The sequence below is a fragment of the Pseudomonas sp. AS2.8 genome, from assembly GCF_014190935.1.
In the GTDB taxonomy this organism is placed as follows: Bacteria; Pseudomonadota; Gammaproteobacteria; order Pseudomonadales; family Pseudomonadaceae; genus Chryseomonas.
In genome coordinates, this window is the sequence record NZ_JACHVV010000003.1 from 132181 (window position 1) to 152535 (window position 20355).

The window sequence follows — 20355 nt, forward strand, 5'->3', positions numbered from 1 at the left end:
ATCAGGCCCCCTCGAGTTCGGCTTGCAGACCTTCCAGACGCTCCAGAGCCTCCAGCCACTGCTCTTCCAGCTCGGCTTCGCGGGTCTTGGCCGTGGCCTGATCGGCCAGCGCCTGGCGCAGCTCCTCCTTGCGGGCCGCGTCGTAGAGTCCGCTGTCACCCAGGCGGGCTTCCAGGGTGGCGAGTTTTTCCTGCAGCTTGCCTAGCTCGGCTTCCAGTTTATCGGCGGCCTTTTTCAGCGGCGCCAGCTGCTGGCGCAGGGCGGCGGCGGCCTGGCGCTGGGCCTTGCGATCGGTCTTGTCGACCGCCGTCGCGTCGCCGTCCGACACGGACTCCTGCCGGGCGCGGAAATCCACCAGCCAGCGGCTGTAGTCGTCCAGGTCGCCGTCGAAGGCCTGCACCTTGCCATCGGCCACCAGCAGGAATTCGTCGGTGGTGCTCTTGAGCAGATGACGATCGTGGGAGACCACCAGCACCGCCCCGGCGAATTCCTGCAGCGCCAGGGTCAGCGCCAGGCGCATGTCCAGGTCCAGGTGGTTGGTGGGTTCGTCCAGCAGCAGCAGGTTGGGCTTCTGCCAGGCGATCAGCGCCAGGGCCAGTCGGGCCTTCTCGCCACCGGAGAAATTCAGCACCACCTCGTCGCAGCGCGGACCGCGGAAGTCGAAGCCGCCGAGGAAGTCGCGCAGACCCTGCTCGCGTTCGCCGGGAGCGATGCGCTGCAGGTGCAGCAGCGGACTGGCCTTGGCGTCCAGGGAATCGAGCTGGTGCTGGGCGAAGTAGCCGATGGCCAGGTTCTCGCCGCGCTGCAGCCGACCGCCGAGGGGTTCGAGTTCGGCAGCCAGGGTCTTGATCAGGGTCGACTTGCCGGCGCCGTTGGGGCCGAGCAGGCCGATGCGCGCCCCCGGCGTCAGCTGCAGCTTGACCGGGTGCAGGATGGTGGTGTCGCCGTAGCCGAGTCGGCCTTCAGCCAGGTCGAGCAACGGACTGGACAGCTTGTCCGCTTCGCGGAAGACGAATTCGAAGGGCGAGTCGACATGGGCCGGCGCCAGCTCTTCCAGGCGCTCCAGAGCCTTGATCCGGCTCTGCGCCTGGCGCGCCTTGGTGGCCTGAGCCTTGAAGCGGGCGATGTACTTCTCCATGTGCGCGCGCTGGGCCTGCTGCTTGTCGTAGGCCTGCTGCTGCTGCGCCAGGCGTTCGGCGCGGGTACGCTCGAAGCTGGAATAGCCGCCGCGATAGAGCACCAGCTTCTGCTGGTCCAGGTGCACCACATGATCGACCACGGCATCGAGGAAGTCGCGGTCGTGGGAGATCAGGATCAGGGTGCCGGGATAGCCCTTGAGCCAGTCTTCCAGCCAGAGGATGGCGTCCAGATCCAGGTGGTTGGTGGGTTCGTCGAGCAGCAGCAGGTCCGAGGGGCACATCAGCGCCTGGGCCAGGTTCAGGCGCATCCGCCAGCCACCAGAGAAATCACCGACCTGGCGTTCCATCTGCGCGGCGGTGAAACCCAGACCGGCCAGCAGCTTGCGTGCCCGGGCATCGGCGGTATAGCCGTCGGCGGCCTCGAAGTCGGCGTGCAGCCGGCCGAGGGCGTTGCCGTCCTGGGCCGCTTCGGCCGCTGCCAGCTCGCGCTGGATGCGGCGCAGGTCGATGTCGCCGTCGAGCACGTAGTCCACCGCCAGCCGCTCCAGGGTATCCACCTCCTGGCGCATGTGGGCGATGCGCCAGGCCGCCGGGATGTGGCAGTCGCCGGCATCGGCACCGAGCTGGCCACGCAGCAGGGCGAAGAGACTGGATTTGCCGGCACCATTGGCACCGATCAGACCGGCTTTCTGGCCGGGATGCAGGGTCAGCTCAGCGCTTTCGAGCAGGCGCTGGGGACCACGCTGTAGAGTAAGGTTCTGTAGTCGGATCATGGCGGCGGAGTGTAGCAGCTCCACCACCCACGAATGGGGAGGCGGACATGCAAGAGGACCTGTGGGAATTCGCGTTGGCAGTATACGCCCGGCCCGGCGTGGAAGGCGCCTGTTTGCGTCTGCAGGAAGCCGGCGCCGATGTCTGCCTGGTGCTGACGGCGCTCTGGCTGGATCGGCGTGCCTGCGCCCTGGACAGCGCAGGCCTGGCGCGACTGCAGCACGCCTCGCAGCTCTGGCAGGACACCGTGGTACGTCCACTGCGCCAGCTCCGCCAGGCCTGGAAGGCGGCGTCCAGCGCGGACGAGAGCCTGGCGGCCCTGCGCGAGCAGCTCAAGGGACTGGAATTGGCCGCGGAACGTGAACAGCTCGCGCGTCTGGCGCGACTCGCGGGCCACTGGCCGTGCCGCGAGGCACAGGGCCCCGGGGACTGGCTGCACGCGCTGGCACCGCGCGAGGCAGCCGCAGCGGACCTCGACCTGCTGGCCGAGGCGGCGCGGATGATCCGGGTCTAGACCGAAGCCAGACGCGGTTGCTGGTGCGAGGTGTGCAGCACCTCGATGAGGCAGTCTTCCAGCTCGAAGCGCTCGCGCAGGGTTTCGCCCAGCAGCTTGAGTTCGATGGTCAGCAGACCCGGGTCCCGGTAGGCGCCGCGCTCGAATCTGTCGTTGAAGTTCAGGGCGGCGTCGGTCAGGGCCTGCAGGCGCGGATAGACGCTGTCAGCGAACTCGATGGCGCGCTCGTCCTGGAATTCCCGGGCTTCGGCCACCAGCTGCTCGTAGATCTCGAAATGCGCGGTGGACATGTAGTCGACCAGCATGTCGCAGAGTCGCTCCAGTTCACTGACCTCGCGCACCGGTCCCAGCAGGGGCTCCATGTCCAGGGTTTCGTAAGCGGTCACCAGCTCGCGGCGGGCAATCAGCCAGCGGTCGATCAGCTGGTGGACCCCACCCCAGCGTTCCTGGGCATTGCGGCAGGTTTCTAGCATGACGGCAGCTCTCTATACGGGCGAGACGGTCCGGGCGCGGGCGCCCGGGTGTTATCAGGAACTATACCGACATCGCCTCGCCAGGCGAGTGCCGTTGCTCGGAGAAAGCTCAGCGACGGCGGAAGACCTTGACCAGGCTCAGGGCCATGAGCAGCACGAAGGCCAGCAGGCTCCATTCCGGGATGCTCAGACCGAACAGCGTCCAGTTGACCTCGGCGCAGTCGGCGGTGCCGTGCAGGACCAGGCGGATGATCTCCTGGAAGGGCAGCGCCTGCATCATGTAGTCCAGGCTCGGCAGGCAGGCCGCCAGCTCTTCCGCCGGGACCGTCTGCAGATAGACCTGGCGGCCGGCGGTGGCGGCACCAGCGGCGGCCAGCAGCAGCAGGACCACGCCATAGATGCGCCGCCCGCGCTTGCCCGGTGCCTGGATGCCGGCGATCAGCGCCACCACCCCGACCAGGATGAAGAAGATCCGTTGCATGACGCACAGCGGGCACGGCTCGAGGCCGACCACGTGTTCGAGATAGAGACCGACGCCCATGAGCACCGCGCAGGTGGCGGCCATGAACAGGAAGATGAAGCGGGGACTAGTCACGGACGCGCCGTCTCCAACAGGGAATTGGGACGTTACGGTAGTGAAAGCCCGGGCACCTTTCAAGGACCCGGGCAGAGGAGGCGCCCCGTCAGACCCTGGGCGTCGGCAGCGAAGTGGTGTCGGACTCGCGCCATTGGCTCTGCAGAAGCTGCTGGCTGCGGTTCACATCGCCCAGCTGGATGGCCACCCGGGCCAGTTCGCCGGCGGTGACCGCGGACGGCCGCTGCGCCAGGCTGCGCTCCAGATATTCGCGCGCCTTGCCCCACAGCTGGTTGTTCATGCACAGCCGGCCCAGGGCCAGCAGCAGCACCGCATCCTGGGGTCTGTCCTTGAGCCAGCCCTCAGCGTGGTGCAGCGGGCGACTGGCGTCGCGCGGACGCAACTGACCATAGAGCTCGACCAGACGCTCGTCCCACTGGCGATTGAGGGTGATGTGCAGCACCTCTTCGGCCAGATCGTCGCGGCCGATGGCGCGCAGCTGACGGGCATAGGCCAGCACCACCGAGGCGTCGCCCTTGAGCGCCGTGGGCACCTGCTGCCACTGGGCGTCCACCGCCGATTCCGCGCCCTGGGCGGGCACCTCGTCGAGGGTGGCGATCCAGACCTTGCGCTCCAGATCATCCTGCTCCTGGGGTCGCAGTACCTGCTGCTTGCGCAATTGCGGCAGCAAGGCGATCAGCGCCGGCCAGTCGCGCAGGGTCACCTGCAGCCGCTGCAGTTGCAGCAACACCTCGCCATTCTTCGGATACTTGGCTTGCAACGGCGCCAGGCTGTCGCGGGCCTCCAGGTACTGGCCACGGTCGATCTGCAGCCGGGCCTGTTGCAGACCGATGGCCAGCTCGGCCTGGGGCTCACGCTCACGGGCCTGGCGCAGCAAGCGGTCGCGTTCTTCCAGGTCACCCAGTTCATTGGCGGCGCGGGCGGCGCCCAGCAGCACGAACAGCGGCTGGTCGGCGTGCTCGGCGGCGCCTTTCAGGTGCTTGAGGGCACCGCTCCAGTTGCCTTCGGCCAGCTCCAGCTGACCCTTGTGGCGAGCCTGCTCCAGGCGGCGCTGGCGATTGTGCCGCGACCAGGGGTTGAGCACCTTGCCGGTCAGGCCCAGAGCGCCCAGCACCAGCTTGAGGATGTAGAGCGCCAGCCAGACGGCCACCAGCATGGCCAGGAAGGCCCAGAGACTCGATTCGTAGCGGAAGTTGCTGTAGGACAGCAGCACGTAGCCCGGCTCCTTGGCCAGCACCACGGCGACGCCCAGGCCGACGAGCAGGGCGAACAGGAACAGCAGGTACAGGCGCTTCATGGGCGATTCTCCTGAGCCGCGCCGGCGGCGGCATTGTTCGGCTGGATTTGCTGACGCTGGGCGATGTAGGCCTGCAGCGCGGTCAGGGCCGGCGTCAGGTCAGGTGCCTCGAAGGTGACCGGACGCTCGGCCAGCTCCTGCAGGCGCAGCTTGACCGCACGGCTATCGGGATTCTGGTTGTTGAAGTGAGCGGCGAGGACGTCTTCGGCCTGCTCAATGGAGAGCCGATAGACCTCCTGATTGCCGTTGAGCACGGCCCATTGCGCCTGCTCCAGCGCCAGGCTCATGGCCAGGCGCACCTGGGCGAGGGATTCCTCGGCCAGCAGCGGACGAATCGGCTGATCGGCGGAAAAGTCGATGCGGAAGTAGCTGGAGATGCGCTGGCGGAAATCCTGCCACCACTGCTGCAGCGCATTGCTCGGCGGGACCGCGGCCTTTTCCACGCCGGGTTGGTCGGCCACCGTGGTAGAGAAGCGCGGCGGCAGGGGCTCCAGGCTCTGCACCTGATTGCGCAGCGAAGCCAGCTGGACGAATTGCCCGGTACGATCCAGGTCCGGCAGCTGACGCAGGGTCTGCTGGACATTGGCCAGCTGCTGGCGGGCGGCAAAGGCCGCCGGGTCGTTCTGCGCCTTGAGGATGTCATCGACGCCCTGCAACAGATTCTGGGCGCTGGGCACGTCCTGCAACGCGGTCATGCGCAGGGTGGCCATGCGCAGCAGGTGCTCGGCTTCGGTCAGGCGCCAGGCCTGGCGACTCTGGCCGACCACCTCCTTGAACTGTTCGGCGAGGTGCTGCTGGTCGCCCTGCAGCTCACCGAGCTGACGGCGGCGCTCTTCCAGCTCGTTGGCCGAGGGCAGGCGGCCCAGATCGGCACTCAACGCCTGGTTGCGATTTTCCAGCTGGCGCAGCTGGCTGCGCAGATCCTCGGCCTGGGCGGCCTGGCTCTGCTCGGCCTGACGCACCTGCTGCAGTTGCCAGACGCTCCAGCCGCCGACACCCAGGCCACCGGCGGCTACCAGCAGGGCCAGCAGCGCGAGGCCAGATCCCTTGCCCGAACCCCTGCGGCGCACGCCTGCCGGTGGCGGTGCCGGCGGCGGCGAGGCGGGAGTCACGACTGGATCGGGAGAGACGTCGTCGGCGCGGGGGGCTTGAGTTTCGCTCACGGGAATTCCTTGTAGGGTCAATCCGGATGGTGATGGGCAAGCGCGGCGATCAAGGCGCTGGCGCTGGCGCCCTGGCACTCGATGATGAATTCGCAGCCGCTGGCGCGAGCCAGTTCGGCCACACGGGCGCTGGGTACCAGCAGGGGATAACGGCGCACCGCGGGCCAATCCGCACCCGCACAGGCCTGCAGATGCGCGAAACCCTGCCCACTGCTGACCATGATGGCATTCAGGCGTTCCGCTGCCAGGGTCTCTAGGACCTGCCCTGCGGGGTACTCCGGGCACTGGCGGCGATAGAGTTCGAGCACCTCGACGCGGGCACCGCGGGCGGTGAGGGTTTCGACCAGCAGGTCGCGGCCGCCCTCGCCGCGCAGGAGCAGCACCTCGGGCTCCGGGCGCTGCAGGGCTTCCTGCAAGGCCGGCAGGGCCAGCAGGCCTTCGCTGTCCTCACGCTGGGGATGGTGCACGGGCAGTCCATAGTCTTCGAGTACCGCAGCGGTGGCCGCACCCACGGCGAACCAGGCCTGCAGCGGCGGTTGCGGCCAGTACCGATCGAGAGCGGCGAGGCCCAGGCGGGCCGCCGGCTTGCTCACCACCAGCACGGCGGCATAGCGATCGAGATCGAGCCAGAGCGAGCGCTGTTCGGGCGTTTCCGCCAGCGGCTGCAAGTCCAGCAAGGGCAGCCTGGCGGTGGCGATGCCCGCCTGGTCCAGGACGGCGGCAAGCGGTGGATTTTCCTCCGCCGGCCGGGTCAGCAGCAGCCGCCAGCCGCTCATGATGCGCCGCTGGTCCCGTAGACGGCATCGAGGATGTCCTGGGCGCCCTGGGCGAGCAGGTCCTCGGCCACCGCCACGCCAAGGGTGGCGGGGTCGTTCAGCGGGCCGCGGGCCTCGGCGCGCAGCAGCAGGCCGCCATCGGGCTGGCCGACCAGACCGCGCAGCCAGAGCAGATCGCCCTGCTGCACGGCATAGCAGGCGATGGGCACCTGGCAGCCGCCATTGAGACGGCGATTCAGGGCGCGCTCGGCAGCGACCCGGCGTTCGGTGTCGAAATGGTGCAGGGGTTCGAGCAGCGCATGGACCTCGGCATCGTCGGTCCGGCACTCGATGCCCACGGCGCCCTGGCCACCGGCCGGCAGGCTGTCTTCGACGGTCAGGTATTCGCGGATGCGCGCGGCGAAGCCCAGGCGGATCAATCCGGCGGCGGCCAGGATGATGGCGTCGTAGCTGTCGGCATCGAGCTTGGCCAGGCGGGTGTTGACGTTGCCGCGCAGGAAGCGGATCTCCAGATCCGGGCGCAGGGCCAGCAACTGGGCCTGGCGTCTCAGGCTGGAGGTGCCCACCACGCTGCCCCGGGGCAATTCGGCAAGACCGCTGTAGCGATTGGAGACGAAGGCGTCGCGTGGGTCTTCCCGCTCGCAGATGGCGTACAGGCCGAGGCCTGCGGGAAACTCCATGGGTACGTCCTTCATGGAGTGCACGGCGATGTCGGCGCTGCCGTCGAGCAGGGCGTTTTCCAGTTCCTTGACGAACAGGCCTTTGCCACCGATCTTGGCCAGTGGCGCGTCGAGCAGCTTGTCGCCGCGACTGATCATCGGCAGCAGGCTCACCCGCAGACCCGGATGGGCCGCTTCGAGGCGATCCTTGACAAAGTTGGCTTGCCAGAGCGCCAGGGCACTCTGGCGCGTGGCGATACGAATTTCGCGGGGCATGGGCATTACCGGCACGTCAGGACGTCAGATTGCCGGCCATGATAGCAAATCGACCGGCGCCGCTTTCGCGCTACGCGCCGGTCGTCGGCCCAGGCGCGCGTCAGATGCTGTGCATCAGGCGGCGCACACCGGCCACATGGCGGCGGCTGACGGTCAGGGCGTCGCCGTTCATGCCCTTGAGGAACAGCTGGAAGTGACCCAGGGGCGTCCGCTGCAACCGCTCAATGCGCTCGCGGGAAACCAGCGCGTTGCGGTGGATGCGCACGAAGCGCTCGCCGAATTCGTCTTCCAGCGCCTTGAGCGGCTCGTCCAGCAGCACCTCGCCACCGGAATGCCGGAGGGTCACGTACTTGTGGTCGGCGATGAAGTAGACCACGTCGTCCAGCGGGATCAGTTCGATACCCTTGCGGGTCCGGGCGCTGATGTGGCTGCGCGGGCCCGGACCACCGCTGGCCGGCGGCTTGGTCAGGGCGGCCAGCTGCATCCGGTTGGGTCGCTGGGCCTTGCCCAGGGCGGCCGCCAGGTCCTCCTGTCGCACCGGCTTGACCAGATAGCCCACGGCGCTGACCTGGAAGGCGTCGAGCGCGTATTCGTCGTGGGCGGTCACGAAGATCACCGCGGGCGGCGATTCGCGTTCGCAGAGACGCGCTGCCACCTGCAGACCGTCCAGACCCGGCATGCGGATGTCGAGCAGGACGATATCGGGCTTGAGGTTTTCAACCAAAGCGAGGGCTTCCTCACCGTTGGTGGCTGTTGGCTCCAGGGCGGTATAACCGTCCAGTTGCCCCACCAGACGGGCCAGACGCTCGCGCGCCAAGGGTTCGTCATCGACGATCAGGACATTCATAAGCTCAGGCTTCCCGCATGAGTCGCTCGCATGGATAGCGAAGAGACGTTGTATGCCGCTGGTCGCGGCGTTCGATTTTGAGACTCGCAGCTGGTCCGAAAAGTGCCGTCAATCGCGCCTCGATATTGCTTAAAGCTTGACGGGTGCCCTTGGGTGGGCGTGGCTGCTGCTCTACCTCCGGGTCATAGGGGTTGCTGATGACCAGTTCGAACACCCCGTCCCGGTAGGTGGCGAAGATGGTGACCAGCCCCCCTTCGATGCGTGGCGCGACGCCATAGATCAGGGCGTTTTCCAGCAGCGGCTGCAACGTCAGCTGGGGAATCGGCAGGTCGGCCGGTACCCCGTCCACGTCCCATTGCAGTTGCAGGCGATCGCCCAGGCGTAGGCGCTCGATCTCCAGATAGCGCCGTGACAGCTCCAGCTCCTGGGACCAGCGTACCTTGGTGCCGGGCTGGGCCAGGCTGGCGCGGAACAAGGCCGAAAGGTCCAGTACCGCGCGCTCGGCCTTGTCCGCATCCAGGGCGATGAGACTGGCGATGCTGTTCAGGCTGTTGAACAGGAAATGCGGGCGGATGCGCGCCTGCAGGGACTCGATACGTGCGTGCAGTTCGGCCTGCTGCTGGCGGCGCCACTGGCTCTGCAGCCAGAAGTAGCGCAGCAGCAGCATGGACATGATCAGGGCGATCAGCGCGTGTCTCATGTACAGCCGCACCTCGCCGACCCGCTGCAGCGGTCCGGCCAGCTGCAGCCAGTCGGCCACCAGGGTGCAGAGCAGCGTCAGGGCCACCACGATGGCGCAGCAGAAGCCGCCCGCCACCACCGGTCTATGGCGTGCCAGCCAGGGCCGCAGGCGGCAGAGCAGCGCCGCTGACAGCAGCACGATCCACTGCACGAACAGCGACACCAGCGCCAGGCGGATCCAGTTGAACTGCAGAGTAAAGGGTTCTGCCAGCACCAGCACGAGGACCAGCAGCTCGGCCAGCACCACCAGCACGAGCAGGGCTTCCGGTTCGCAGAGCGCCGGGACGAAGAAGTCGTCGACCTTGACCGGTCGGGGAGTTTTGCGGCGTTCGAGTATCATGGAGGCAGTGTGGGTCAGATACCACTCGTCGGCAAGTCGGCTCCGTTGAATCGGGCCGGCACCCCCTCGGGACTGCTATCATCGGCCCTCTCCTATCCTTACCGACAAGCCCAGCAGCAGGCCGATCCATGAGCAGCGAAAAAACCAACCAGTCCTGGGGCGGACGCTTCAGCGAACCCGTCGACGCCTTCGTCGCCCGCTTCACCGCCTCGGTGGACTTCGACAAGCGCCTCTACCGCCACGACATCCTCGGCAGCCAGGCCCATGCGCGCATGCTGACCCAGGCCGGAGTGCTCAGCGAAGCCGAGCGCGACGCCATCGTCGCCGGGCTGGACGAGATCCGCGGCGAGATCGAGGCCGGCACTTTCGAGTGGCGCGTCGACCTGGAAGACGTGCACATGAACATCGAGGCGCGCCTGACCGAGCGCCTGGGCGTGGTCGGCAAGAAGCTGCACACCGGCCGCAGCCGCAACGACCAGGTGGCCACCGACATCCGCCTGTGGCTGCGCGACGAGATCGACGCCATCCTCGTCGAGCTCAACCGCCTGCAGGCAGGCCTGCTGCAACTGGCCGAGACGGAAGCCGACACCATCATGCCCGGCTTCACCCACCTGCAGACCGCGCAACCGGTGACCTTCGGCCACCACCTGCTGGCCTGGTTCGAGATGCTCTCCCGCGACCACGAGCGCCTGGTCGACTGTCGCAAGCGCGTCAACCGCATGCCCCTGGGCAGCGCCGCGCTGGCCGGCACCACCTACCCGATCCAGCGCCAGGTCACCTGCGAACTGCTGGGCTTCGAGGCCATCGGCGGCAACTCCCTGGACGGCGTCTCGGATCGCGACTTCGCCATCGAATTCTGCGCCGCAGCCTCCCTGGCGATGATGCACCTGTCGCGCTTTTCCGAAGAGCTGGTGCTCTGGACCAGCGCCCAGTTCCAGTTCATCGACCTGCCCGATCGCTTCTGCACCGGCTCCTCGATCATGCCGCAGAAGAAGAATCCCGACGTGCCCGAGCTGGTACGCGGCAAGACCGGCCGGGTATTCGGCGCCCTCACCGGCCTGCTGACCCTGATGAAGGGCCAGCCGCTGGCCTACAACAAGGACAACCAGGAAGACAAGGAACCGCTGTTCGACGCCGCAGACACCCTGCGCGACTCCCTGCGCGCCTTCGCCGACATGGTCCCGGCCATCAAGCCCAAGCGCGAGATCATGCGCGAGGCGGCCCGCCGCGGCTTCTCCACCGCCACCGACCTCGCCGACTACCTGGTGCGCAAGGGCCTGCCCTTCCGGGACTGCCATGAGATCGTCGGCCACGCGGTCAAGTACGGCGTGGACAGCGGCAAGGACCTGGCCGAGATGAGCCTGGAGGAACTGCGGCGCTTCAGCGACCAGATCGAGCAGGACGTCTTCGCCGTCCTGACCCTGGAAGGTTCGGTCAACGCCCGCGACCATATCGGCGGCACCGCCCCGGCCCAGGTCCGTGCCGCCGTGCAGCGCGGCCGCGAGCTGCTGGCCCGGCGCTAACGCCCGCCACTGCGCTTGCTCGCCCACCCCGCCGCGGTGCGGGTGAGCAAGCCGCCTGTCAAAGACCCACCCTTGCCGCTCATCGGCAGCGCGAACAAGCGCGAGTGCTCGCTCCACCGTGCCGCAGACGCCTGGTCCGACGGCAAGGGCTCTAGGCCGGGATTCTTTGCGCAAGGAGCCTGAAAGCCTGTCCGACAAGCGCCGACCAGCCGTTGATAGGTACGACGACTGGTGCTCAGGAAGGAGACCCGGCAGCCGATACTGGAGACTTGACCAGCCGTCCGAGTCAAGTCTCATGCGCCTTTCAGCCTGTTCCATCCTGCTTTGCGGACTGTTCGCCGCGGCTTCCAGCCAGGCCGACCTGCCGCCGCCGCTGCCACAGACGCTCACCTGGCATGTCCAGTTGAACGGCGTGCTGCAAAAGCCTAATCGCACCCTTTACGACATCGATCTCTATGACACCAGCAAGGCGGTGATCGCCAACCTGAAGGGCAATGGGAAGACGGTGATCTGCTATTTCAGCGCCGGCACCTGGGAAGACTGGCGGCCCGACGCCGCGCTCTATCCCAAGGCCGCCCTGGGCAAGGCGCTGGACGCCTGGCCGGGCGAACGCTGGCTGGACATTCGCCGCACCGACGTCCGCGCCTTGCTGGCCAAGCGGCTGGACCTGGCGGTGCAGAAGGGCTGCCAGGGGGTGGACCCGGACAACGTCGACGGCTTCAGCAATCCCAATGGCCTCAAGCTGACCCGGGCCCAGCAACTGGACTTCCTCAACTGGCTGGCCGACGAAGCGCACAGGCGCAGTCTGCTGGTGGGCCTGAAGAACGCCGTGGACCTGGTGCCGAGCCTCTACACCAAGTTCGACTTCGCCCTCAACGAGAGTTGCTACGACTACGCCGAGTGCAACGCCTACAGCTACTTCCGCACCCAGAAGAAGCCGGTGATGATCATCGACTACGGCCTCTACAGCACCAAGCGCTGCAGCCAGGCCAAGACCTCGGGCTACAACCTGCAATTCTACCCGCTGTCGCTGGCGGCGCTGGGCACCGCCTGCAAGTAGGGCGGCGCTCAGTCGAGACCGGCCTTCTTGTGCGATCTCTGCCCCAGCGCGATCCAGTCCAGATCGCCTTCGCCCTGGGCGACGGCCTCCAGCAGGTTGTCTCTCAGGACGCTGGCGAAGGGTAGCGGCACCGCCTTTTCCTGACCGGCCGCCAGGGCCAGGCCGACGTCCTTGAGTCCCAGGCTGAGCTTGAAGGCCGCCGGCGAGAACTTGCGCTCGGTCAGCAGGCGCCCGTAGTTCTGGTACACCGGCGCGGCGAACAGGGTGCTGGTAAGGATCTCCAGCAGCGCCGCCGGCTCCACGCCATAGCTGCGCGCCAGGGCGGTGCTTTCGCCCATGGTCTCGATGGCGCTGGCGATCATGAAGTTGCCGGCGATCTTGACCACATTGGCCTGCCGCGGCTCCACGCCCACCGGCCAGGTCTTGCGCCCCAGCACATCGAGCAGCGGCTGGACCCGCGCGATCGCTTGCGGATCCCCCGCCACCACGATGTTGAGCTGGCCACTGGCGGCCACGTCGGTGCGCCCGAACACCGGCGCCGCCACGTAGCCCACGCCGGCCTCGGCATGGCGCGCGACCAGTTCGTCGACCAGGGCCACCGACAGGGTGGCCATGCTGACGTGAACCAGCCCGGCCCGCGCCCGCCGCAGGGCGCCGCTGTCGAGGATCACCTCGCGAGTGGCGGCGTCATTGGCCAGGATGCTGAAGACCACCTCGGTCTCGAAGGCCTCCGCGGGCGACGCCGCCGCGCGGGCGCCCTGCCCGACCAAGGCCTGGACCGGTTCCGGGGAGCGATTCCAGACCACCACCTCATGACGGGCCTTGAGCAGATTGGCCGCCATGCCCTGGCCCATGCCGCCCAGGCCGATGAATCCGATACGCATAGCTTTGCCTCCTCGAGATGCGATGGATGCCGCCGGCTACAGCCAGCGGCGAAATTTGAACCAGGCATAGGGAATCAGCGCCGAGACCACCATGGCGCCCAGCGCCAGCGGATAGCCGAAATGCCAGTCCAGCTCCGGCATGACCTTGAAGTTCATGCCGTAGATGGTGCCCACCAGGGTCGGCGGCAGGAACAGCACCGAGGCGATGGTGAACACCTTGACGATGTTGTTCTGCTCCACGCTGATCAGGCCCAGGGTGGCGTCGAGCAGAAAGCCGATCTCGCCGTTCATCTTGGCCTGGTAGTCGCTCAGCGAGCGGACGTCGCGCTCCAGCGTCTTGAACCAGGTCTTGGCCGTGCCGGAGATCCAGGTGGCGCCCGCGCGTCGCAGGTAGGAGACGATGCGATTGATGCCCAGCAGACTCTCGCTGAGCTGGGCCAGCAGCTGGTTGCTGCGCCCCAGCTGCTTGACGATGGATTGCAGGTCGGTCTTGGGCTGCTGCTTTTCCTGATGGGGATCCAGGGGTTCGCGAAACACCGCCTTGGCCAGGCGATTGAGGTGCGCCTGCACCGATTCGAGGATGTCGGCCACCCGATCCACCAGGCTGTCCAGCAGGGAGGCGAAGATGACGTCGCTGCGACAGTGCTGCCGTGCCTGCTGCTGGGCCTTGCCGAGAAAGGCCTTGAAGGCGGCCAGCTCGGCGTAGCGCACCGTCACCAGCCACTCGGGCGTCAGCACGAAATTGACCACCGAGGCCTGCGGCTGGTGTTCACTGAAGCCGCTGACCACCGTGGTGGTAAGGTGCAGGGCCTGGTCGGTCTGGTAGAGTCGCGAGGACTCCTCGATCTCGGCGATCTCTTCCCGGGTGGGGATGTCCATCGCCAGCGCCTGTTCGAGATAGCGTTCCTCTGCCTCGCTGGGGTCGAGCAGATCGACCCAGAGCAGATCCACGGGCAGCGGGTCTCCCGGCGACAAGGGCTGCGCGACCAGCTCGTCGGCGGACAGGCGATAGCAGGTGATCATCGAGAAGACTCCAGGCCGGCATCGGGGGTCGCACTGTAACAAAAGGTATCCAGACATGATTGACCACGCCGATGACGAAGAATCCTTTGTCTCCTCCCATCTAATCGAAGCGGTGGAGAATCAGCTCGCCGCCGGCGAGCCGGACTATGTCCAGGCCGTACTCAACAAGCTGACCCTGGTCGGCTATGACCGCGAGGAAGCGGTGCTGCTGATGGCCCAGGCGCTGTCCTTTGAGATCGCCGCCATGCTCGACGCCGACCGCCCCTTCGACGGCGCCCACTACGAGCGCCTGCTGCGGGCCCTGCCGGACCTGCCCGAGGTCGCGGACGACTAGGCCTCGGCCGGCTCCAGCGCCAGCAGCTCCACCTGCTGCTCCTTGCCACCCGGCACCGGCCAGCTGAGGTGCTCGCCGGGCGTCGCACCGAGCAGCGCGCTGCCGGCCGGCGCCAGCACCGAGACCCGGCCCTCGCCACCGGCGTCCTCCGGATAGACCAGCACCACCTGGTACTCCTTGCCGGTATCGGTCTCGCGGCAGCGTACGCGCGAATTCATGGTGACCACCGCGCCGATCTCCTCGGGCGCCATCACCCGCGCCTGGGCCAGCTCCTCGTCCAGGGCCTCGGCCACCGGCCCGAATTCGGGCAGGGCGTCGAGCAGGCGTTCGAGACGGGGCAGATCGACGGCGGAAACGGTAATGGGCGATGCATGGCGCATGGCGGACTCCTGGAGGACGAGACGGTGCGATCCCAGCCGCGAGCGGCAGTGGACCACCGGGATGACGGGCGACGAGGGCCCAGCGGGAAGCCGCATGGAGGCGGCAAAAGAAAACGGCGCTCGAAAGGCGCCGTCGGGTCACGCTAGCACAGGGGTCTTGGCAGGGGTCAAGCCGCACCGACCGCAGGTCGTCAGAGCCCGGGCAGGGCCACGCTCTCGCCGGTCTGCTCCAGGGTCACCCGCACCAGCAGCGCACCGAGGGTCTCGGACGAAGTGTCGCAGATCCAGCTCTGGCCATCCCAGTCGAAGTGATAGCCACCCGACCGCGCCGCCACCCAGAGCTGCACCAGTGGTGGCTGGCGGCTGAGAATGACCTGGCTGCCGTTGTCGAACTTGATCGTCAGCACGCCGCCGGCATTTTCCAGATCGAGGTCCAGACCGCTGTCGTCATAGGCGTCTTCGACCTGGCGCTGGGTCTGGTCGACGAGGTGATGGAATTGCGCTTCGCTGAGCCGGCTCATGACGATCCTCGAAAGAAGGGAAAGAATCGCCGCACGGTAGCGGGCCGCCCAGATGACGTCCAGTCGCGGCTGCTTCAGGCAGCTGCGCTTCAGCCATCCGGGCGTGTCAAAGAGTCGCTCAACCCCGTTATACTCGGTGCAATATTATCTTTTCGCATAGGTTTAGCGTCATGAAGCGCCTGTCTCTCCTCTTCATCGCCTGCGCCTGCCTGCTGGCCGGCTGCGGTCAGAAAGGCCCGCTGTACCTGCCCGACGACCAGAAAGCCGCCAAAGAACACCGCCACGACGTGTTCTAAGGAGCCACCATGGAAGTCTTTGCTGTCCGTGCAGGTGAACTGCATGCGGAAGGGGTAGCCCTGAGCGCCGTGGCGCAGAAATTCGGCACCCCCGCCTACGTTTATTCGCGAGCGCACATCGAGGGCCAGTACCGCGCCTATACCGATGCGCTGGCCGGTCTGCCACACCTGGTCTGCTTTGCCGTCAAGGCCAACTCCAACCTCGGCGTGCTCAATGTCCTGGCCCGCCTCGGCGCCGGCTTCGACATCGTTTCCCGCGGTGAACTGGAGCGCGTCCTGGCCGCCGGTGGCGATCCGCACCGGGTGGTGTTCTCCGGGGTCGGCAAGACCCGTGACGACATGCGCCGCGCCCTGGACGTCGGCGTGCACTGCTTCAACGTCGAGTCCACCGACGAGCTGGAACGGCTGCAACAGGTGGCCGCGGAGCGGGGTGTGGTCGCGCCGATCTCGCTGCGGGTCAATCCCGACGTCGATGCCGGTACCCACCCCTACATCTCCACCGGCCTCAAGGAAAACAAGTTCGGCATCGACATCGCCGACGCCGAGGCGGTCTACGCCCGCGCCGCCGAGCTGCCGAATCTGCGGATCCTCGGGGTGGATTGCCACATCGGCTCCCAGCTCACCACCCTGCCGCCCTTCCTCGACGCCCTCGACCGCCTGCTGGCGCTGATCGATCGCCTCGCCGAGCGCGGTATCGTCCTGCGCCATCTGGATCTCGGTGGCGGCCTGGGCGTGCGCTATCGCGACGAGCAGCCGCCGCTGGCGGGCGACTACATCCAGGCCATCCGCGAACGCATCGCCGGGCGCAACCTGACCCTGGTGTTCGAACCCGGCCGCTTCATCGTCGCCAACGCCGGCATCCTGCTGACCCGCGTGGAATACCTCAAGCACACCGCCCACAAGGACTTCGCCATCGTCGACGCGGCGATGAATGACCTGATCCGTCCGGCGCTGTACCAGGCCTGGATGGCGGTGGAACCGGTGGCCGCGCGCCAGGGCGACGCCCGCCGCTACGACCTGGTCGGCCCCATCTGCGAGACCGGCGACTTCCTCGCCAAGGACCGCGAGCTGGTCCTGGCCGAAGGCGATCTGCTGGCCATCCGCTCCGCCGGGGCCTATGGCTTCACCATGAGTTCCAACTACAACACCCGTGGCCGTGCGGCCGAGGTGATGGTGGATGGCGACCAGGCGCACCTGGTCCGTCGGCGCGAGACGCTGGAAGAACTCTTCGCAGGCGAGAGCCGGCTGCCGGCCTGAGGGGAGCTCCATGCAACTGCGCTTCACCAAGATGCACGGTCTGGGCAACGACTTCATGGTCCTCGACCTGATCAGCCAGCACGCGCACATCCAACCCAAGCACGTCCGTCTGTGGGGTGACCGCAAGACCGGGGTCGGCTTCGACCAGCTGCTGATCGTCGAGACCCCCAGCACCCCGGACGTGGACTTTCGCTATCGCATCTTCAACGCCGATGGCTCCGAGGTCGAACAGTGCGGCAACGGTGCCCGCTGCTTCGCCCGCTTCGTCTTCGACAAGCGCCTGACGGTCAAGAAGCAGATCCGCGTCGAAACCCGTGGCGGCATCATCGAGCTGCTGCTCAAGGGTGATGGCCAGGTCCGCGTCGACATGGGCGCACCGCGCCTGCAGGCGGCCGAGATCCCCTTCATCGCCGAGGCGGAGACCCTGAGTCATGCCGTCCAGGTCGAGGGCGAGACGGTCGAGCTGGCGGTGGTCTCCATGGGCAATCCCCATGGCGTGCTGCGGGTCGCCGACGTCGACCAGGCGCCGGTACTGACCCTCGGCCCCAAGCTGGAGTGCCATCCGCGCTTTCCGCAAAAGGCCAACATCGGCTTCCTGCAGATCATCGATGCCCAGCGCGCCCGCCTGCGGGTCTGGGAACGTGGCGTCGGCGAGACCCGCGCCTGCGGCACCGGCGCCTGCGCCGCCGCGGTAGCCGGTATCCGCCAGGGCTGGCTGAAATCGCCGGTCAGCATCGAACTGCCGGGCGGCCTGCTCAACATCGAGTGGGACGGCGTCGGTCAACCGGTGCTCATGACCGGTCCGGCCACCCGTGTCTACGAAGGCCAGGTAAGAGTATGAGCGACACCCCCGAACTGACCGCGGACCAGATCGCCGACTGGCTGCTGGACCATCCGCACTTCTTCGCCGATCGCGAAGAGCTGCTGGCGGAGATGCGCGTGCCCCACCAGCGGGGCACCGCCATCTCCCTGGTCGAGCGGCAACTCGGCCTGCTGCGCGATCGCAACGGCGAGATGCGCCATCGCCTGACCCACCTGATGGACGTGGCGCGGGACAACGACCGGCTGTTCGACAAGACCCGTCGGCTGATCATCGGCCTGCTCGACGCCAACAGCCTCGAAGAGGTGATAGGCACCGTCGAGGACAGCCTGCGCCATGAATTCAAGGTCCCCTACGTCGGCCTCATCCTGTTCCACGAGCATCCCCTGCCGGTCGGCCGCAGCGTCACGCCCGCCGAGGCACAAAAGGTGATCGGCGGCCTGCTGGGCGGCGAGAAGACCACCAGCGGTGTCCTGCGCGCCCACGAACTGGCCTTCCTGTTCGGCGACTCGGCCAAGGAAGAGGTCGGTTCCGCGGCCGTCGCCGCCCTCTCCCACCAGGGTCTGCATGGCGTCCTGGCGATCGGCAGCCCCGATCCCCAGCACTATCGCAGCAGCCTGGGCACGCTGTTCCTGAGCCACGTGGCGGAAGTCCTGGCGCGGGTACTGCCGCGCTTTCCCGTCCCCTTGCGTACGGTGCGCTGAGCCCGGGAGCGGAGCATGCAGGTCCAGCTCGATGCCTATCTCGACCACCTGCGGCTGGAGCGCCAGGTTTCGCCACACACGCTCGACGGCTACCGGCGCGACCTGCGCAAGCTGCTGACCTTCGTCGAAGCCGAAGGCCTGAGCGACTGGGGCAGCCTGGACAGTCGCCGCCTGCGCGCCCTGATCGCCCAGCTGCATCGGGCCGGCGCCTCCAGTCGCAGCCTGGCGCGGCTGCTATCGGCCTGCCGCGGCTTCTATCTCTACCTGATCCGTGAAGGCCACTGCAGCCAGGATCCGGCTCATGGACTCACGCCCCCCAAGGCGCAGAAGGCCCTGCCCAAGGTGCTCGACGTCGACCGCTCCATGCAGCTGCTCGATGGCGCCGTGGAGGACGACTTCCTCGGCCTGCGTGATCAGGCGCTGCTGGAGCTCTTCTACAGCTCCGGGCTGCGCCTCTCCGAGCTGGTGGGGCTGGACCTCGCGGATGTGGACCTGGCCCAGGGGCTGGTCCAGGTGCGCGGCAAGGGCAACAAGGAGCGGGTGCTGCCCATCGGCAGCAAGGCCCGGGACGCCCTGGAAGCCTGGCTCAAGGTCCGGCTCCAGGCCGCACCACGCGACGACGCCCTGTTCATCGGTCAGCGCGGTCTGCGCCTGACGCCCCGCGCGGTACAGCTGCGGGTGCGCGAGGCCGGCGTGCGCGAACTGGGCCAGCACCTGCATCCGCACATGCTCAGGCACAGCTTCGCCAGCCACATGCTCAGCGCCTCCGGCGATCTGCGCGCGGTCCAGGAGCTGCTCGGCCATGCCGACATCGCCACCACCCAGATCTACACCCACTTGGACTTCGGCCAGCTCGCCGAGGTCTATGACAAGGCGCACCCCCGCGCCAAGCGCAAGGCCAGCCGATGACGATTCGCCTCGTGACCTTCGACCTCGACGACACCCTCTGGGAAATCGCGCCGGTCATCCACTCCGCCGAAGCCCTGCTGCGCGACTGGTTCGCCGCCTCCGCGCCGCGGCTGGGCAACGTGCCGGTCGAGCACCTCTGGGCGATCCGCGATCGCCTGCTGCAGCAGGACGCCGGTCTCAAGCACCGGGTCAGCGAGATGCGCCGCCGGGTCATCCATCAGGCGCTGCTCGATGCCGGCTATGGCGAACCCGAGGCCGCCCAGCTGGCCGAAGCGGGCTTCGCGGTCTATCTGGCCGCTCGCCAGCAGGTCACCCTGTTCGACGACGTCCACCCCACCCTGGAACGCCTCGCCGATCGCTATACCCTGGGGGTGCTGACCAATGGCAATGCGGACGTCCAGACCATCGGCCTGGCCGACTACTTTCGCTTCGCCCTGAATGCCGAGCAGCTGGGCGTCGGCAAACCCGACCCCACGCCCTTCCGCGAGGCCCTGCGCCTCACCGGCATCGCCGCCGATGCCACCGTGCACGTGGGCGATAACCCCGTGGACGATGTCGCCGGTGCCCAGCGCGCTGGCATCCGCGCCGTCTGGTTCAATCCCTTGCAGAACCCCTGGCAGGGTCCTGGCAAGCCGGATGCGGAGATCCGCAGTCTGAGCGAACTTCCTTCCCTGCTGGAAGGTTGGTCGGGCACGCCGGGAAATCAGTAATACCCAATACCGAAAGGCTGATTTTTTTGTGCTCGCCGGCCGTCTACTAGGTCCCTGGGTTCTGTTAACCAATCGCCAAAATATTCGTCACACTTGTCGACCTCGACGGCAGAAGCTTTGCGACTCCCTTCACCAAAAGCCGCCGGGCCGGATGATTTTTTGCCAAGCACACCTCATTTGGCCGGCGATTCCTCGATAACAACGGCGTTAATAGCCGCCTCGCTGGCCAAATTTCCCCTCCGGACCTCGCGTTGACAGTCCTAACCCTTTTGACAATCATTGCCCCACGTTCGAAGTAGCGCTGGGATTGCGCGCTGAACCAGCCGCCGTTCAGGTCAGGGAA

23 protein-coding genes are annotated in these 20355 nt (G+C 67.2%); 10 read left to right on the forward strand and 13 right to left on the reverse strand.

What is annotated here, in order from left to right; genetic code table 11:
• Position 1 precedes the first annotated feature (1 nt).
• Positions 2–1912 (reverse strand): ATP-binding cassette domain-containing protein, encoded by a 1911-nt coding sequence (locus FHR73_RS13025; protein ID WP_183631774.1) that lies wholly within the window; start codon positions 1910–1912, stop codon positions 2–4.
• A gap of 47 nt (positions 1913–1959) precedes the next feature.
• Here FHR73_RS13025 and FHR73_RS13030 point away from each other — a divergent pair, with 47 nt between their 5' ends.
• A complete protein-coding gene (locus tag FHR73_RS13030) occupies positions 1960–2424 on the forward strand; it encodes a TIGR02444 family protein (RefSeq protein ID WP_183631776.1) in 465 nt (154 codons plus the stop codon).
• Here FHR73_RS13030 and FHR73_RS13035 read toward each other — a convergent pair.
• The 8 genes from FHR73_RS13035 to FHR73_RS13070 form a co-directional block, all read right to left on the reverse strand.
• On the reverse strand, positions 2421–2897 hold the full coding sequence (locus FHR73_RS13035) for an Rsd/AlgQ family anti-sigma factor (protein WP_007161363.1): 477 nt from the start codon (positions 2895–2897) through the stop codon (positions 2421–2423). The genes FHR73_RS13030 and FHR73_RS13035 overlap by 4 nt on opposite strands.
• Before the next feature lie 109 nt (positions 2898–3006).
• Complete coding sequence (locus FHR73_RS13040) at positions 3007–3492, reverse strand: disulfide bond formation protein B (RefSeq protein ID WP_133860451.1); 486 nt, start codon at positions 3490–3492, stop codon at positions 3007–3009.
• 88 nt (positions 3493–3580) lie between these two features.
• Entirely contained in the window at positions 3581–4789 is a 1209-nt protein-coding gene (locus FHR73_RS13045) for a heme biosynthesis HemY N-terminal domain-containing protein (protein WP_183631778.1), read from the reverse strand.
• Positions 4786–5952 (reverse strand): uroporphyrinogen-III C-methyltransferase, encoded by a 1167-nt coding sequence (locus FHR73_RS13050; RefSeq protein WP_183631780.1) that lies wholly within the window; start codon positions 5950–5952, stop codon positions 4786–4788. Before FHR73_RS13050 ends, FHR73_RS13045 begins: the two co-directional genes overlap by 4 nt.
• 17 nt (positions 5953–5969) lie before the next feature.
• Positions 5970–6728 (reverse strand): uroporphyrinogen-III synthase, encoded by a 759-nt coding sequence (locus FHR73_RS13055; RefSeq protein WP_183631782.1) that lies wholly within the window; start codon positions 6726–6728, stop codon positions 5970–5972.
• On the reverse strand, positions 6725–7663 hold the full coding sequence (hemC, locus tag FHR73_RS13060) for a hydroxymethylbilane synthase (protein WP_183631784.1): 939 nt from the start codon (positions 7661–7663) through the stop codon (positions 6725–6727). Before hemC ends, FHR73_RS13055 begins: the two co-directional genes overlap by 4 nt.
• A gap of 100 nt (positions 7664–7763) precedes the next feature.
• Positions 7764–8510 carry a LytTR family DNA-binding domain-containing protein gene (locus FHR73_RS13065; RefSeq protein ID WP_017639394.1) on the reverse strand — a complete coding sequence of 249 codons (747 nt, stop codon included), beginning with the start codon at positions 8508–8510 and terminating at the stop codon, positions 7764–7766.
• Positions 8511–8514: 4 nt separating this feature from the next.
• Complete coding sequence (locus FHR73_RS13070; protein ID WP_183631786.1) at positions 8515–9591, reverse strand: sensor histidine kinase; 1077 nt, start codon at positions 9589–9591, stop codon at positions 8515–8517.
• 128 nt (positions 9592–9719) lie between these two features.
• On the opposite strand from FHR73_RS13070, the gene argH reads away from it, so the two are divergent.
• Positions 9720–11114 (forward strand): argininosuccinate lyase, encoded by a 1395-nt coding sequence (gene argH / locus FHR73_RS13075; RefSeq protein WP_183631788.1) that lies wholly within the window; start codon positions 9720–9722, stop codon positions 11112–11114.
• Between the two features lie 295 nt (positions 11115–11409).
• The gene (locus FHR73_RS13080; RefSeq protein ID WP_260175700.1) at positions 11410–12174 is read left to right on the forward strand and encodes an endo alpha-1,4 polygalactosaminidase; all 765 of its coding nucleotides are present in this window, start codon (positions 11410–11412) and stop codon (positions 12172–12174) included.
• An 8-nt stretch (positions 12175–12182) separates the two neighbouring features.
• Here FHR73_RS13080 and FHR73_RS13085 read toward each other — a convergent pair whose 3' ends face one another.
• Both FHR73_RS13085 and FHR73_RS13090 read right to left on the reverse strand, forming a co-directional pair.
• Positions 12183–13058, reverse strand: coding sequence for an NAD(P)-dependent oxidoreductase (locus FHR73_RS13085; RefSeq protein WP_183631790.1), 876 nt, complete (start codon positions 13056–13058; stop codon positions 12183–12185).
• A gap of 36 nt (positions 13059–13094) precedes the next feature.
• Positions 13095–14081: a magnesium transporter CorA family protein gene (locus FHR73_RS13090; RefSeq protein ID WP_183631792.1), complete on the reverse strand. Its 987-nt coding sequence runs from the start codon at positions 14079–14081 to the stop codon at positions 13095–13097.
• A gap of 55 nt (positions 14082–14136) precedes the next feature.
• Here FHR73_RS13090 and FHR73_RS13095 point away from each other — a divergent pair, with 55 nt between their 5' ends.
• On the forward strand, positions 14137–14415 hold the full coding sequence (locus FHR73_RS13095; RefSeq protein ID WP_183631796.1) for a hypothetical protein: 279 nt from the start codon (positions 14137–14139) through the stop codon (positions 14413–14415).
• Here FHR73_RS13095 and rnk read toward each other — a convergent pair.
• Positions 14412–14795: a nucleoside diphosphate kinase regulator gene (gene rnk, locus FHR73_RS13100; RefSeq protein ID WP_183631798.1), complete on the reverse strand. Its 384-nt coding sequence runs from the start codon at positions 14793–14795 to the stop codon at positions 14412–14414. The genes FHR73_RS13095 and rnk overlap by 4 nt on opposite strands.
• 191 nt (positions 14796–14986) lie before the next feature.
• The gene (gene cyaY, locus FHR73_RS13105) at positions 14987–15316 is read right to left on the reverse strand and encodes an iron donor protein CyaY (protein WP_059316577.1); all 330 of its coding nucleotides are present in this window, start codon (positions 15314–15316) and stop codon (positions 14987–14989) included.
• Positions 15317–15486: 170 nt separating this feature from the next.
• Between cyaY and lptM the strand changes: the two genes are divergently transcribed.
• Genes lptM through FHR73_RS13135 form a run of 6 tightly spaced genes read left to right on the forward strand, consistent with a single transcriptional unit; the run spans position 15487 to position 20012 of the window.
• Positions 15487–15612 carry an LPS translocon maturation chaperone LptM gene (gene lptM, locus FHR73_RS13110; RefSeq protein WP_007161378.1) on the forward strand — a complete coding sequence of 42 codons (126 nt, stop codon included), beginning with the start codon at positions 15487–15489 and terminating at the stop codon, positions 15610–15612.
• Between the two features lie 9 nt (positions 15613–15621).
• Positions 15622–16869 carry a diaminopimelate decarboxylase gene (gene lysA, locus FHR73_RS13115; protein WP_183631801.1) on the forward strand — a complete coding sequence of 416 codons (1248 nt, stop codon included), beginning with the start codon at positions 15622–15624 and terminating at the stop codon, positions 16867–16869.
• Positions 16870–16879: 10 nt separating this feature from the next.
• Entirely contained in the window at positions 16880–17710 is an 831-nt protein-coding gene (dapF, locus tag FHR73_RS13120) for a diaminopimelate epimerase (protein ID WP_183631803.1), read from the forward strand.
• Complete coding sequence (locus tag FHR73_RS13125; RefSeq protein WP_183631806.1) at positions 17707–18393, forward strand: DUF484 family protein; 687 nt, start codon at positions 17707–17709, stop codon at positions 18391–18393. Before dapF ends, FHR73_RS13125 begins: the two co-directional genes overlap by 4 nt.
• A 15-nt stretch (positions 18394–18408) precedes the next feature.
• The gene (gene xerC / locus FHR73_RS13130; protein WP_183631808.1) at positions 18409–19302 is read left to right on the forward strand and encodes a tyrosine recombinase XerC; all 894 of its coding nucleotides are present in this window, start codon (positions 18409–18411) and stop codon (positions 19300–19302) included.
• Positions 19299–20012: an HAD family hydrolase gene (locus FHR73_RS13135; RefSeq protein WP_183631811.1), complete on the forward strand. Its 714-nt coding sequence runs from the start codon at positions 19299–19301 to the stop codon at positions 20010–20012. The genes xerC and FHR73_RS13135 overlap by 4 nt, the downstream gene beginning before the upstream one ends.
• The last annotated feature ends 343 nt before the right edge of the window (positions 20013–20355 follow it).